14 protein-coding genes are annotated in these 14,023 nt (G+C 73.6%); 6 read left to right on the top strand and 8 right to left on the bottom strand.

Going from position 1 to position 14,023, the window contains the following annotated elements; translation table 11 throughout:
• Positions 1-12: 12 nt before the first annotated feature.
• Positions 13-327 carry an STAS domain-containing protein gene (locus M8C17_RS12860; protein ID WP_252416660.1) on the bottom strand — a complete coding sequence of 105 codons (315 nt, stop codon included), beginning with the start codon at positions 325-327 and terminating at the stop codon, positions 13-15.
• 95 nt (positions 328-422) lie between these two features.
• Between M8C17_RS12860 and map the strand changes: the two genes are divergently transcribed.
• The gene (gene map, locus M8C17_RS12855) at positions 423-1,280 is read left to right on the top strand and encodes a type I methionyl aminopeptidase (RefSeq protein ID WP_252416659.1); all 858 of its coding nucleotides are present in this window, start codon (positions 423-425) and stop codon (positions 1,278-1,280) included.
• Positions 1,277-1,990 (top strand): VIT1/CCC1 transporter family protein, encoded by a 714-nt coding sequence (locus M8C17_RS12850; protein WP_252416658.1) that lies wholly within the window; start codon positions 1,277-1,279, stop codon positions 1,988-1,990. The genes map and M8C17_RS12850 overlap by 4 nt, the downstream gene beginning before the upstream one ends.
• 6 nt (positions 1,991-1,996) lie before the next feature.
• On the opposite strand, the gene M8C17_RS12845 is transcribed toward M8C17_RS12850, so the two are convergent.
• From M8C17_RS12845 to M8C17_RS12815, 7 genes are all read right to left on the bottom strand, one after another.
• Positions 1,997-2,734: a nucleotidyltransferase domain-containing protein gene (locus tag M8C17_RS12845; RefSeq protein ID WP_252416657.1), complete on the bottom strand. Its 738-nt coding sequence runs from the start codon at positions 2,732-2,734 to the stop codon at positions 1,997-1,999.
• A 149-nt stretch (positions 2,735-2,883) separates the two neighbouring features.
• Positions 2,884-3,384, bottom strand: coding sequence for a nitroreductase/quinone reductase family protein (locus M8C17_RS12840; protein ID WP_252416656.1), 501 nt, complete (start codon positions 3,382-3,384; stop codon positions 2,884-2,886).
• 71 nt (positions 3,385-3,455) lie between these two features.
• Positions 3,456-6,230 carry an FtsX-like permease family protein gene (locus M8C17_RS12835; RefSeq protein WP_252416655.1) on the bottom strand — a complete coding sequence of 925 codons (2,775 nt, stop codon included), beginning with the start codon at positions 6,228-6,230 and terminating at the stop codon, positions 3,456-3,458.
• Between the two features lie 11 nt (positions 6,231-6,241).
• Complete coding sequence (locus M8C17_RS12830; protein WP_252416654.1) at positions 6,242-6,976, bottom strand: ABC transporter ATP-binding protein; 735 nt, start codon at positions 6,974-6,976, stop codon at positions 6,242-6,244.
• Positions 6,973-7,575 (bottom strand): PadR family transcriptional regulator, encoded by a 603-nt coding sequence (locus M8C17_RS12825; RefSeq protein ID WP_252416653.1) that lies wholly within the window; start codon positions 7,573-7,575, stop codon positions 6,973-6,975. Before M8C17_RS12825 ends, M8C17_RS12830 begins: the two co-directional genes overlap by 4 nt.
• Before the next feature lie 53 nt (positions 7,576-7,628).
• Positions 7,629-8,066 (bottom strand): DUF4439 domain-containing protein, encoded by a 438-nt coding sequence (locus M8C17_RS12820; RefSeq protein ID WP_252416652.1) that lies wholly within the window; start codon positions 8,064-8,066, stop codon positions 7,629-7,631.
• Entirely contained in the window at positions 8,063-8,590 is a 528-nt protein-coding gene (locus M8C17_RS12815; RefSeq protein WP_252416651.1) for a hypothetical protein, read from the bottom strand. The genes M8C17_RS12820 and M8C17_RS12815 overlap by 4 nt, the downstream gene beginning before the upstream one ends.
• A 154-nt stretch (positions 8,591-8,744) precedes the next feature.
• Here M8C17_RS12815 and rimP point away from each other — a divergent pair, with 154 nt between their 5' ends.
• The 4 genes from rimP (at position 8,745) to infB (ending at position 13,934) form a co-directional block, all read left to right on the top strand.
• Positions 8,745-9,434 carry a ribosome maturation factor RimP gene (gene rimP, locus M8C17_RS12810; protein WP_252416650.1) on the top strand — a complete coding sequence of 230 codons (690 nt, stop codon included), beginning with the start codon at positions 8,745-8,747 and terminating at the stop codon, positions 9,432-9,434.
• Complete coding sequence (gene nusA / locus M8C17_RS12805) at positions 9,431-10,474, top strand: transcription termination factor NusA (RefSeq protein WP_252416649.1); 1,044 nt, start codon at positions 9,431-9,433, stop codon at positions 10,472-10,474. Before rimP ends, nusA begins: the two co-directional genes overlap by 4 nt.
• Before the next feature lie 16 nt (positions 10,475-10,490).
• Complete coding sequence (locus tag M8C17_RS12800; protein WP_252416648.1) at positions 10,491-10,823, top strand: YlxR family protein; 333 nt, start codon at positions 10,491-10,493, stop codon at positions 10,821-10,823.
• Between the two features lie 93 nt (positions 10,824-10,916).
• Positions 10,917-13,934: a translation initiation factor IF-2 gene (infB, locus tag M8C17_RS12795; RefSeq protein ID WP_252416647.1), complete on the top strand. Its 3,018-nt coding sequence runs from the start codon at positions 10,917-10,919 to the stop codon at positions 13,932-13,934.
• Positions 13,935-14,023 lie beyond the last annotated feature (89 nt).

Raw genomic sequence — 14,023 nt, 5'->3', positions numbered from 1 at the left:
GTCGCGGGCGGCTCAGGGCGGGCTCAGCCAGCTCTGCTCGCCCAGGCCGGAGATGTCCAGCACCCGGCGGACCTGCCGGGACGGCAGCACGGTCAGCGTGCCGGAGAACTGCTGGGCGAGCCGGACAAGGGCGTGAATGGCGGCCGAATCGAAGAAGGTGACAGCGGTCAGGTCGAGCGTGATCCGCTCGGAGGGCTCCCGCAGGGCCGTTTGGAGCATGGTGTCGGCGGTGGCCATGTCGACCTCGCCGGCGACAACCACCTGGAGGTGATCACCGTCGATCTCCGCGCTGGCGGAGAAGACGGGTGGTGCTCCCCCTTGATCCACGCAGACACCATGGCACAGCCGACCTGGCACGGCAACAACCGGTCCCGAGCGGCCGTGGCGCGGGTCACCAGCCGGCCCGGCGATAGGCTTGCGGCATGACCGTCCGTCCGCCGCTGACCCCAGGCACGCTCTCCCCGATGCGACCGGTGCCCACCCACATTCCCCGACCGGAGTACGTGGGCAAGAAGCGCCCCCAGGAGTGGCGTGGCTCGCACGTGCAGACGCCGGAGACCATCGAGAAGATGCGGATCGCCAGCCGGTTGGCCGCCCAGGCCACCCAGCTCGCCGGCGAGCACTGCAAGCCCGGCGTGACCACCGACGAGATCGACCGGGTGGTGCACGAGTTCCTCTGCGACCACGACGCGTACCCGTCGACGCTGGGCTACAAGGGGTTCCCCAAGTCGTGCTGCACCAGCCTCAACGAGGTCATCTGCCACGGCATCCCCGACTCCACGGTCCTCAAGGACGGCGACATCATCAACGTCGACGTCACCGCGTACATCGGTGGGGTGCACGGCGACACCGACGCCACCTTCTGCGTCGGTGAGGTCAGCGAGGAGGCCCGCCTGTTGGTCGAGCGGACCCACGAGGCGATGATGCGCGGCATCCGCGCCGTCGCCCCGGGCCGCCAGATCAACGTCGTGGGCCGGGTCATCGAGTCGTACGCCAAGCGGTTCGGCTACGGCGTCGTGCGTGACTTCACCGGCCACGGCATCGGCGAGACGTTCCACAGCGGGCTGTACGTGCCGCACTACGACAGCCCGCGCCCCACGGACCTGATGGAGCCGGGGATGACGTTCACCATCGAGCCGATGATCACGCTCGGCACCTACCAGTACGACATGTGGGACGACGGGTGGACCGTCGTCACCAAGGACCGGAAGTGGACCGCCCAGTTCGAGCACACCATCGTGGTGACCGACGACGGCCACGAGATCCTCACCCTGCCGTGACCGACACCCCTGCCGCCCTGCGCGAGGCGCACCACGCGGACGTCTCCGGCGGCTGGCTGCGCCCGGCCGTCTTCGGCGCGATGGACGGGCTGGTCACCAACATCGCCCTGATCGCCGGGGTCGGCGGCGGCGGGGTCTCACCGCGCAGCATCGTGCTGACCGGCAGCGCCGGTCTGGTGGCCGGTGCGATCTCCATGGGGCTCGGCGAGTACACCAGCGTGCGCTCGGCCAACGAGCAGGTCGCCGCCGAGGTGGCCAAGGAGCGGCGCGAACTGGAGCGGCACCCGGAGGCCGAGGCCCGCGAGCTGGCCGACGCGTGGGTCGCCCGTGGCCTCTCCCGGGACCTGGCGACCCAGGTCGCGGAGGCCGTGCGGCGCGACCCGGAGGAGGCGCTGCGGGTGCACGTCCGCGAGGAGTTGGGCGTCGACCCCGACGACCAGCCCAACCCGTGGGCGGCGGCGATCTCCTCGTTCCTGTTCTTCTCGGTGGGGGCGCTGGTCCCGCTGCTCACGTACCTGTTCGGCGCCACCGCGCTGTGGCCGGCGCTCGCCGTCGGCGGCCTCGGGCTGTTCGCCGCCGGCGCTGTCGTGGCCCGATTCACCAACCGACCCTGGTGGACCAGCGGGCTGCGCCAACTGCTGCTCGGAGCCGCCGCCGCCGGTGCCACCTACCTGGTCGGCACCCTGATCGGCGTGCACGGCGGGCTGTGACGCCGGTCAGCCGGTGAGCAGCTCGTCGACCGTGCCGTCCACCGGGCGGCCCCGGGCGGCGAGCTCCTCGGCCTGCCGGCTGAGCACCAGCCCCACCTCGGTCATGTCCGCACCGGCCAGGCCGGTGCGGCGGACCGCGTCACCCGGGTCCCGGAAGTAGGTGCGGCTCAGCAGCCCGGTCACCGTGGCCGCCGCCAACCGCGCCTCGCCGAGCATCAGCAGCGCCTGGTCGGTCTCGTACCACTCGGCCAGCCGGGCGGCCCGCGCGTGCGCCGCGCTGCCCCGGTACCAGGCCTGCCGCGCCGCGGTGCTGAACTCCGCCGGCCGCGCCCGGGCCAGCCGGCCGAGGTGCTCGTCGCGCAGCGTCCGCAGCCAGCCGGTCGGGTCGTGCAGAGCCCGGGTGGTGACGTACCGGTCGGCGGTCAACGGCCAGAGCGGCGAAAGAACCCGGGCCTGCCCGAGGTAGTCCTCGGCGGCGGCCACGGTCAGGTCGACCAGCACCCCGTCCACCCGCCGGGTGGCCGGCGGCGGGCCGGTGCCCGGTCGGTAGGTGACCACCAGCATCCCCACCTCGCCGTCCCCGCCGCCGTCGTCGTCGCCGTGCGCCAGCGGGCCGTGCACCGCGACCGCGAACACGTCGGCGGGGAACCGCCGCCGGGCCGCCTCGGCGACCCGTTCCGCCACCGTCCACCGTCGATCGTCGAAGCCCCGGTCGACGTCGGCCGGCTCACTCCTCGCGCTCACCGGCCCGCCCTTTCGTTCGCGACTGCGGGGCTCGCAACACCGGCTCACTCCTCGCGCTCACGGGCCCGCCCTTTCGTTCGCGACTGCGGGGCTCGCAACACCGGCTCACTCCTCGCGCTCACGGGACCGCTTCGTGACTCAGCGTCAGACTAGCCAGCCGGTGGCGGGCTGGCCGGTGCGCCGCGCCCGGTCGGCACGAGCCGGAAGATGGGGATGTCCCGACCGCCGGCCCGCCGCACGTACGTGCGGTACGCCGGCCACTCGCTGACCAGGAGCGCCCACAGCCGGTCCCGCTCGACGCCGGTGGCCCGGTCGGCGCGCACCGGAACCCGCCGACCCTTGATGTCCACCTCGGCGGTCGGCTCGGCGAGCAGGTTCATCGCCCAGCCGGGTTGCTGGGTCTGCCCCCAGTTGGAGCCGATCACCACGTACGCGTCGCCGTCCGGCACGTAGAGCAGGGGATTGCTGCGTGGTCTGCCGGAGCGGCGGCCGGTGGTGGTGATCACCAGGGACGGGATCAGACCCAGCGCGACCACCCGCCCGCGGGTGAGCCGGCCGACCATCCGGTCGGCGGGGACCAGCAGGCGGGCGGCGGCGCCGAACCAGCGGTGGTGGCCGACTCGGCGGGTGAGGGTTCCCAGCACTGACACGCGCTCAGTCTGCCGGCTGCCGCCCCCCGAGGGCACCCCCCTGCGGCCCGGGTCGATGCCTGGGCGGCGGATCAGTCCAGTCGCCGCTCGATGGGCAGCCGAGCGCGGGTGAACAGGCCCGCGCCGAGCATCGCCACCATCGGGACCAGCACGAGGACGCCGAGCACCGGCCACGGCATCAGGAAGGGATACGGCTCGCTGAGGGGCCAGCTGGTGGCGTACCGGCGGTTGACGGAGAACAGTACGATCGCGGCGGTGCCCAGCCCGGCCACGATGCCGAGCACCGAGCCGAGACCGGCGATGACCCCGGCCTGGCAGATCGCCAGCAGTCGACGTACCGCCGGGGCCGCGCCGACGGCCGCGAGGGTGGACAGCTCGGCGCGCCCCTCGGCGGCGGCGAGTGCGGTGGCGATCCCGGCCGAACCCACCGTGATCAGGCCGGCCGCCGCGGCGAGCAACAGCAGCAGCGGTGAGACGTCGCGGGGGGCGGCGCCCTGCTCCACGATCACCGACAACGGCCCGGCGGACCGCAGCGCGGTGGTGAACCGCTCCTGCCGGTCCTGGTCCGGCGGCGCCGGGGTGCCGATCACCCAGCCGGTCGTCGACCAGCGCAGGCCGAGCTGTCGGGCGGCGGAGGGGGACAGCAGCATGCGGGGCTGCCCGATCGCCGCGGGCAGCGCGTACCCGGGCAGTTCGCCGACGGTGTCCGGCTGGTCGGGGCCGGCCTCCACCCGGCTCACCTGCACGGACACCAGGCCGTCGCGCAGGTAGCGCGGGTCGGTCACCACGACGCCCCCGGCGCGCAGCACCGCGGTGGCCTCGGCGGTCACCGCCGGGTCCGCGCCGGTGAGGATCGGCAGGGCGCTGCCGTCGTCCACCAGCGTCTCGACGTAGCCGCCGTAGTAGTCCGTGTCGTGCAGCTGGCAGCGCGGGTCGGCCCGGGCCTGCCGGCGTTCCGCTGCCGGGAGGTCGTCCGCGGGCAGCCATGGGCAGGCCCGCTCCGGTGGCAACCCGGGCGCGACGTAGCAGTAGCCGGCCGAGTCGCCCTCCGGTGCGCACGTCACCGCCTGCACCGCGGCCACCGGACCGGCACCGAGCTGTGCCCGAGCCGCGGCGGTGACCTCGGCCAGCGTGGGTCGGGGCAGCGGTGTCGGGGCGACCGGGTTGACCAGCACGTGCCCCGTCGGCAGCACCGGCTGGTAGGCGCGCGCGTCGCGGGCACCGTCGCTGGTCAGGTATCCGCCGAGCGCGACGCTGCTGGCCACCGCCGCCATCACGGCGCAGATCGCCGGTGCCGCGGCCGCCCGGTTGCGGCTGGCGTCGCGCAGCGCGATCCGGGGCGCCAGCGGCAGCACCCGGCCCAGTCGGGCGAGCGCGCCGATCAGCGTGGGGGTGCAGCAGACCAGGCCCAGTTCGCCGAGGATCAGACCGGTCAGGATCACCGCCGGTGAGGTCCGGGTCGCGCCGAAGGCCGCGAGTGCCGCCCCGCCGGCCACCAGAGCCAGCCCGAGGGCCAGCCACCGGCCTCGGGGCGGGGGTGGGGTGCGTCGCCCGGCGAGCCCGGCGAGGACGTCCTGCCGGGCGGCCGTCCACGCCGGTGCGAGCGCGGCGAGCACCCCGGTCAGCACCGCGACCCCACCGAGCAGCAGCAGCGCCGACGGCCAGCAGCGGTATCCGCCGAAGCGGGCGCCGAAGACGTACTGCTCCACCAGTGGACGGCTGGCGAACGCCGCGCCGACGCCGAGAACCAGCCCGGCGGCGGCACCCAGCACACCCAGTACCACGCCGTCGGCGAGCACGACCCGACGCAGCTGGGCGGCGTCGCCGCCGGCGACCGCGACCAGCGCCAGGTCCCGCCGCCGCCGGCGGACGCCGACCGCGAAGGCCGGCCCGACGAGCAGCACCACCTCCAGCAGCCCGAGGCCGGCGATCAGTACGCCGGTGCTCAGGTCCGTGGTGTCGCCCGGTCGGATGGACCCGAACCACATCCGGGACGATCCCGCCGTCGGCGTCGTCGGGTGGCGCGGGGTGACCACCACGCCGTGCTCGTTGAGCCGGGACACCAGTGCGGCGTCGACGGTGCCCCGCACGTCGACCAGCCAGCTGCTCTCCAGCAGTGCATCGTTTCGTGGCACGGCGCCCGGGTGCAGCGCCACCACCGGGCCGAGGTCGTCGGGAAACTCGACCAACCCGACCACGGTGTACGCCCGCGTCCGGTCGGCGGTGACCAGGGCGTCACCCAGGCGCAGGTCGAGGCGCCGTGACGCATCCGGGCTCACGGCGACCTCGCCGGGCTGCCGGGGCGCCCGCCCGGCCTGGAAACGCACCAACCCACGGGCCAACGGGTCGGTGAGGTCCAGCACCCGTCCTTCGACGTTCTCGTCGCGCTCCGGGCCGCGGACCGTCAGGGGGAGCCGCGCGCGTATCTCGGTGACCCGGCTGCCCGGGCCGAGCAGCGTGGTCAGCTCGGCGGCGGTGGTCACGCGGCCGGTCGCCGGGTGGTCGCCGTCGCGGGAGTACCAGGAGTCGCCCCACTCGTCCTGTCCGACCGGGGTGTCGGCGAGCCAGCGCAACTCCGCGTCGGCGACGCCGAGCCGGCGGTCGACCCGCTCCTGCGGGGTCAGCTCGGCCATGTCGTAGCTGGCGGCCAGGAAGGCCAGCACCAGCACCGGCAGGGCGATCATGGCCAGTACCAGGGCGGTCCGCTTGCGGGACCGGCGCGACTCCCGCCGGGCGATCCGCAGCGCCGCCCGCCAGGAGCCGGTCAGCTCGGCCCACCGCCTCCGGCGCGGGGGTACGGGCGGCGGGACCGCCGGGACGTCGGTGCGCCCGAGGGCCCGCGACACCCGGCGGATGGTCACCGGTCGCTTCCGGACAGCAGTTGCTCGACGCTGCCCAGCGGTGCCGTCGTGTCGACCAGCACTCCGTCACGCAGGAACACCACCCGGTCGGCCCAGCCGGCGTGCCGTGCCTCGTGGGTGACCAGGACGCCGGCGGCTCCCGCGTCGACCCGGCGGCGCAGCAGATGCAGTACGGCCTCGCCGGTCTGCGAGTCCAACGCCCCGGTCGGCTCGTCGGCGAGCACCAGCCGCCGATCGCCGACCAGCGCCCGGGCGATGGCCACCCGCTGCTGCTGCCCGCCGGAGAGCTGGTCGGGGAAGCGGTCACCCAGCGCCGGCAGACCCACCTCGGCCAGCGCGGCCAGGGCCGCCGAGCGGGCCCGCCGGCCGCCGGCGCCGTCGAGTTCCAGCGGGAGTGCGACGTTCTCCACCGCGCTCAGGCTGCCCAACAGGTTGAGCTGCTGGAAGATGTAGCCGATCCGTCGGCGGCGCAGCTGGGCCAGCCCTCGGCGGTCCAGCGCCCCCAACGGCTGCCCCTCGACCCGGACCTCGCCCCGGGTCGGGCGGTCCAGACCGCCGGCGAGGGCCAGCAGCGTCGACTTGCCGGAACCGGACGGACCCATCACGGCGACCAGCTCACCCGGCCGGACGACCAGGCTGACGCCGCGCAGCGCGTGCACCGCCGCCGGGCCGGCCCCGTGGGTGCGGTGGACGGCGCGAAGCTCCAGCACCGCGTCGTCCGCTCCGCTCACCGTCGCGCCTCCTCGTCGGCCCACCGCGCCGCGTCGGACGCGTCCGCGTCACCCGGCCTGGGTGCGGGCGGCGCGGGGACGCCGGGCTGGTGCCGGACCAGACTGGTCTCGCAGTGGTCCAGCCAGCGCACCTCCGCCTCGGCCTGGAAGACCATCGAGTCCAGTACGAGTCGCCAGGGCAGGTCCTCCGGCCGGTCGCTGCGGTACTTCAACCGGGTCAACTCCTGCAACGCCCGCATCGTCGCGCTGCGCTGCGCCTGGACCACCGAGCGGACGTCCACGCCGGGGGTGGTCAGCGCCAGCGCCAACTTGATCGCCAGCTCGTCGCGGGGCCGGTCGGTGCGGCTGATCGGGGTGGCGAACCACAGTGCCAGGTCCGCCCGGCCGGCGTCGGTGATCTCGTACGGGCGTTGCCCGGCCTCGCTCTCCGGCAGCGGGCGCACCAGACCGTCCCGCTCCAGCCGGGAGAGCGTGGTGTAGACCTGCCCGATGTTCAGCGGCCAGGTCGAGCCGGTCGACTCCTCGAACGCGGCGCGCAGCTGGTAGCCGTACATCTGGCCGCGTTCGAGCAGGGCGAGCAACCCGTGACGGATGGACATGGCAACGGAGTATGCATACCTGGTATGGCGCTCCGCAACCGGAGCGCACCGACTCAGGCCGGGCGGCCGGGAAACGCGACAGTTTGCGGTGTCAGCCCCGCCGTCTTCCGCCACCGGGTGGCGCGCACGGCGTACTCGACCAGGGCGGCCAGCGCCTGGTCCCGGTCGGCGCCGGTCGTTGACGCCAGCGCCGCCCGCCAGTGCGCGGCGGTGCGCTCCTCCACCTCGACGGCCAGCCGCAACGCGCTCGCCCGATCGGTGACCGGGAACGGCAGCGCGTACCCGGCCCGGTCCGGCGGCACACTGCCTCCGCTGGTGCTGAGCTGCACCACCAGGGCGTCGCGCCGGCGCCGGTGCGCGGCCTCCGCCTGACGTGCGGCGTCCCGCGCCGCCCCGCTGAGCCGGACGCCGATCCGCCCGTAGGCGTAGATGGCCGCGTACTCGGCGGAGAGGGCGGCGGCGAGCGCCTCCCCGGCGGATGGCTGCCTCACTTGAGTGCCTCCTGATGGGTCGCGCGGGCGGCGACGATCGACCCGAGCAGCGCCGCCCTTTCCGCCGGTGCCGCCGCGCAGGCGAGGGTCGCGGACTTCTGGCCGGACTTCTCCAGCGTCCGCAGGGCGGCCAGAGCGGCGGCGGGGGTGGCCGCCGGGGCGGTGGTCGGAGTGGCGGCGGGTGGCGACGGCAACGCGACGCCGATCACGCGGGCCAGTTCGGTGGCGTGCGCGGTGTGCGCCTCGGCGATCGGGCCGAGCCGGTCGGCCAGTTCGGGGTGCGCCGTCGCGGCGGCCTGGTGTGCCGCGGCCAGCCGAAGCGACTCGTCCACCATCGGTCGCAGCGGGTCGGGTGGCGGCGACGGCTCGTCGTCACGGTCGAAAAGATCACAGCCGGTCAGCGGCGCCGCGGCACCGCCGAGTGCCAGCAGTGCCCCGACGCGCAGGAGCTTTCGCCGTGTATGTCCGGATGCCTGGTCGCGCTGTATCGTTCTGCCGATCCCCACCGGGCAAGTCAACACCATCTGTGCCGATCCAGGGGCCACCGGCGTCGGTGCGCCGCCCGGTCCGACAGCGGGCAGGCGCGTTACGCTCTGCGCAACCACCGGCGCGTCCGCTCCGGTGGCGCGCCGGCATGGCGGGACGACCGTCGCCGTCGACCAGGGAAAGGGTGCGGAGATGACGCAGCGTGGCCGTGCCACCAGGTCGACGGACCGACCCCGCAGTGGTGCGGGTCCCCGCGGCGGTGATCTCGCCGCGCGGCGTACCCGGCTGCGGGCCGTGATCGAACCCGTCGTCAACGGTGTGGGCTACGACCTGGAGGACCTGACGGTCTCCCGGGCCGGCCGCCGGCACGTGGTCCGGGTGATCGTGGACGCCGACGGCGGGATCGACCTGGACGCCGTCGCCGACGTCTCCCGTGCGGTCTCGACCGCGCTGGACGCCGCCGAGGAGACCGGCGGCGACATCGTCGCCGGGGAGTACCAGCTCGAGGTCAGCTCGCCGGGCGTGGACCGGCCGCTCACCCTGCCCCGGCACTGGCGGCGCAACGTGGGCCGGCTGGTCAAGGTCACCGTCCGGGGCGCGGCCGTGCTGCCGGACCAGCGCGGGGAGCAGCCCACCGGCGACCGTCAGCTGACCGGCCGCGTGGTCGGGGCCGACGACGAGGGCATCCAGCTCGAGACCGACGACGGCCGCGCCTCCTGGGCGTACGCCCAGCTGGGCCCGGGACGGGTGCAGGTCGAGTTCACCCGGCTCGCCGAGCTGGGTGAGCCGGACGAGCTCGACGACGCGGACGACGACGCGGACGACATTGACGATTCAGACGACATCGACGACGAAGATGATGTGGAGGACGAGGAGAGGTGAACATCGACCTCGCGGCGCTGCGCGCACTCGAGCGCGAGCGGGAGATCCCGTTCGACACGATTCTCGCGGCGATCGAGACCGCGTTGCTGACCGCCTACCGGCACACCGACGGTGCCGAGCCGCACGCCCGGGTGGAGATCGACCGCAAGTCGGGCGCCGCCCTGGTGTACGCGCAGGAGATGGACTCCGACGGCAGTCTGGTGCGGGAGTGGGACGACACTCCCCACGACTTCGGCCGGATCGCCGCCATGACCGCCAAGCAGGTGATCCTCCAGCGGCTGCGGGAGGCCACCGACGAGGTGCACTTCGGCGAGTACGTCGGCCGCGAGGGTGACCTGGTCACCGGCGTGGTGCAGGCGCACGAGACGCGGACCGAGAAGGGCATCGTCAGCGTCGACCTGGGCAAGCTGGAGGGCGTGCTGCCGCAGTCCGAGCAGGTGCCCGGCGAGCGGTACGTGCACGGCGAGCGGGTCCGCTGCGTGGTGGTGCACGTGGCCAAGGGCATGCGCGGTCCGCAGATCACCCTGTCCCGTTCGCACCCGGCGCTGGTGAAGAAGCTGTTCGCGCTGGAGGTGCCGGAGATCGCCGACGGCACGGTGGAGATCGGCGCGATCGCCCGTGAGGCAGGTCACCGCACCAAGATCGCCGTACGCTCCACGACCCCCGGGGTGAACGCCAAGGGCGCCTGCATCGGCCCGATGGGCCAGCGGGTGCGCGCCGTGATGAGCGAGCTGCACGGTGAGAAGATCGACATCATCGACTGGTCGGACGACCCGGCCACCTTCGTCGGCAATGCGCTGTCGCCGGCCAAGGCGCTGCGGGTCGAGGTGGTCGATCTCGCCACCCGGACCGCCCGGGTGACCGTTCCGGACTTCCAGCTCTCTCTCGCCATCGGTCGGGAGGGGCAGAATGCCCGCCTCGCGGCCCGCTTGACCGGTTGGCGGATCGACATCCGCTCCGACGCTGAGCAGACCAGCCCCGCCGCACGCGGGGCTGCTGATCACGTGCGGGAGCCGGGCGGCGCGATCTCGGGCAGCTAGGGGTAGACTTCCTCCAGTGGTACGACGCGCGCAGCCGGAGCGCACCTGTGTGGGTTGCCGGCAACGTGCGCCGGCCAGCGAATTGCTGCGGGTCGTAGCGATCAGGGACGAGGCTGGTCACAGCCTTATTCCTGATCCGTTCCGCAGGCTGCCGGGTCGGGGAGCGAACATGCACCCGGATCCGGCCTGCTTCGCGCTGGCAGTGCGGCGTCGCGCCTTCGGGCGTGCGTTGCGCATCACCGAGGTCCTCGACCACGGTGCGCTGGCGGAACACGTCGATGCGCCAACCACTACGTCCGGTCAGCCCGACCGGGCGAGGGTCGCTAGCAGGGTAGGACGACCGACATGAGCACACGATGAAGTCCCTGAAATGACCAGGCTTCAAGTGCACGAGTGAGGTCGCTGCGGGTGCTGCCCGCACGACCTCGGAGTGAGGAGTGCAGTGGCAGGCAAGGCCCGCGTACACGAGCTTGCAAAAGAGCTCGGGGTCGAGAGTAAGACCGTTCTCGCCAAGCTGAAGGAAATGGGCGAGTTCGTGAAGTCCGCGTCCAGCACCGTCGAGGCGCCCGTCGCCCGGCGGCTGCGTAACGCATTCGTCGCGTCCGCCGGTACTCCGGCGCCGGCCGCCCCGTCGGCGCCCGCGCCGGCACCGGCCTCGACCCCGACGCCGTCTCCGACCCCGGGCGCGCCCCGGGCCTCGGTCTCGGCCAAGCCGATGCCGCCGCGGCGGCCGTCGGCCCCGGCCCCGGGTCCGAAGCCCAAGGGTCCGGTTCCCGGTGCACCGCAGCCGGCGGCCCCGGTCGCCAAGCCGGCGAGTGCCCACGACATCGAGGTGGCGGCCGCGGAGGCGCGTGCCGCCGCGCTGAAGGCTGAGCAGGAGGCCGCGGTCAAGGCCGCGCAGGCCGCCCGCCAGCAGCAGCGGGACAACGTCCGCCGGGAGCCTCCGGCCGACGGTAACCGTCCCGGTCCCGGCCCTCGGCCGGGTCCCACGGCGATGCCGCCCCGTCCCGGTTCGCCGGCCGCTCGTCCGAGCACGCCGGCCCCGGGTCCTGGTGCGCGACCGGGCGGTCGCCCGCCGGCGCGCGGCGCCGGTAACAACCCGTTCGGCATCCAGGGTGGCCAGCAGCAGCGGCCGCCGGCCGCGGGCGCGGGTGGCCCCCGGCCCAGCCCGGCGGGCATGCCGCCGCGGCCGAGCCCGAACTCCATGCCGCCGCGGCCCAGCCCGGCGTCCATGCCGAGCCAGCGTCCGGCTGCCGGTCGCCCCGGCCCCGGTGGCGGCGCAGGTCGTCCCGGTGGCGGCGCGGGTCGTCCCGGTGGCGGCGGCGGTGGCTTCCGTGGCGGTCCCGGCGGCGGTGCCGGTGGCGGCGGCGGTTACCGCGGCGGCCCCGGTGGCGGCGCGGGTGCCGGCGGTGGCGGTGGCTACCGTGGCGGTCCCGGCGGCGGTGGCGGTGCTCCCGGTGGCGGTTTCCGGCCGGGTGCTCCGTCCGGTGGCGGTGGTCGTCCGGGTGCCGGTGGTCGTGGCCGTGGCGGTGGCGCCGCGGGTGCCTTCGGGCGTCCGGGTGGCCGGCCGACGCGCGGTCGCAAGTCCAAGAAGCAGCGCAGACAGGAGTTCGACAACCTGTCGGCTCCGACCATGAGCTCGGGTGCTCCCCGGGGTCAGGGTCAGGTCGTCCGGCTCTCCCGTGGCGCCTCGCTGTCGGACTTCGCCGACAAGATCAACGCCAACCCGGGTTCGCTGGTCCAGGAGATGTTCAACCTGGGCGAGATGGTCACCGCGACCCAGTCCTGCTCGGACGACACCCTGCAGCTGCTGGGTGAGCACCTCGGCTTCGACATCCAGATCGTGAGCCCGGAGGACGAGGACCGCGAGCTGCTCGCGCAGTTCAACATCGACCTCGACGCGGAGGTGGCCGAGGAGCGTCTGGTCAGCCGTGCGCCGGTGGTGACCGTCATGGGTCACGTCGACCACGGTAAGACCAAGCTGCTCGACGCGATCCGCAAGGCGAACGTCGTGGCCGGCGAGGCGGGTGGCATCACCCAGCACATCGGTGCCTACCAGGTCCACGTCCCGCACGAGGGCGAGGACCGCGCGGTGACCTTCATCGACACCCCGGGTCACGAGGCGTTCACCGCCATGCGTGCTCGTGGTGCCCAGGTGACGGACATCGTGATCCTGGTGGTCGCGGCCGACGACGGCGTGATGCCGCAGACCATCGAGGCGTTGAACCACGCCAAGGCGGCCGACGTGCCGATCGTGGTCGCGGTCAACAAGGTCGACAAGCCGGAGGCCAACCCGGACAAGGTCCGCCAGCAGCTGACCGAGTACGGCCTGGTCGCCGAGGAGTACGGCGGCGAGACCATGTTCGTCAACGTGGCAGCCAAGCCGGGCATCGGCATCGAGGAGCTTCTCGAGGCTGTCCTGCTGACCGCCGACGCGTCGCTGGAGCTGACCGCTCCGATCGACGGGCCGGCGCAGGGTGTGGCCATCGAGGCGCACCTGGACAAGGGCCGCGGTGCGGTGGCGACGGTGCTGGTGCAGAAGGGCACCCTGCGGGCGGGCGACTCGATCGTCGCCGGCGGGGCCCACGGCCGGGTCCGGGCCATGCTCGACGAGAACGGCAACCAGGTCGCCGAGGCCGGGCCGGCGCGTCCGGTCATGGTCCTGGGTCTGACCGCGCCGCCCGGCGCGGGTGACACGTTCCTCGCCGCGGCGGACGACCGTACGGTGCGGCAGATCGCCGAGCAGCGCCAGGCACGGCGACGGGCGGCGGCATTCGCCAACTCCCGTGGTCGGGCCACCCTCGAGACGCTCATGGAGCAGCTCAAGGAGGGCGAGAAGACGTCGCTCAACCTCATCCTCAAGGGCGATGTCTCCGGTTCGGTGGAGGCCCTCGAGGACGCGCTGTTCAACCTCGACATCCCCGAGGAGGTCCAGCTCAAGGTCCTCGACCGGGGCGTCGGCGCGATCACCGAGAGCAACGTCATGCTCGCGAGCGCCTCGTCCGAGCCGGTCACGATCATCGGCTTCAACGTGCGGGCCTCGAACAAGGTCCGTGAGATGGCCGACCGCGAGGGCGTGGAGATCCGGTACTACACCGTCATCTACCAGGCCATCGAGGAGATCGAGGCTGCGCTCAAGGGCCTGCTCAAGCCGGAGTACGAGGAGGTCGAGCTCGGCAGCGCGGAGATCCGCGACGTCTTCCGCTCGTCCAAGATCGGCAACATCTCCGGTTGTATCGTCCGGTCGGGTGTCATCCGGCGCAACGCGAAGGCGCGCCTGCTGCGGGACGGGACGGTCGTGGCGGACAACCTCACGATCACCTCGTTGAAGCGGTTCAAGGACGACGCCACGGAGGTCCGCGAGGGCTTCGAGTGTGGTCTGACCCTGGGTGGTTACAACAACGTCCAGGTCGGCGACGTCATCGAGACGTTCGAGATGCGGGAGAAGGTTCGCGCCTGATCCGGCAGTGACACGCTGATCAAGGGGTTTACGCCGACCGGCGTAAACCCCTTGATCATGCGGGGCGGGTTCCCGGTATCGTCCAGGGC

It is taken from the genome of Micromonospora sp. RHAY321 (genome assembly GCF_023896955.1).
Classification (GTDB): domain Bacteria; phylum Actinomycetota; class Actinomycetes; order Mycobacteriales; family Micromonosporaceae; genus Micromonospora.
This window is presented reverse-complemented; position numbering and strand designations above follow the sequence as displayed.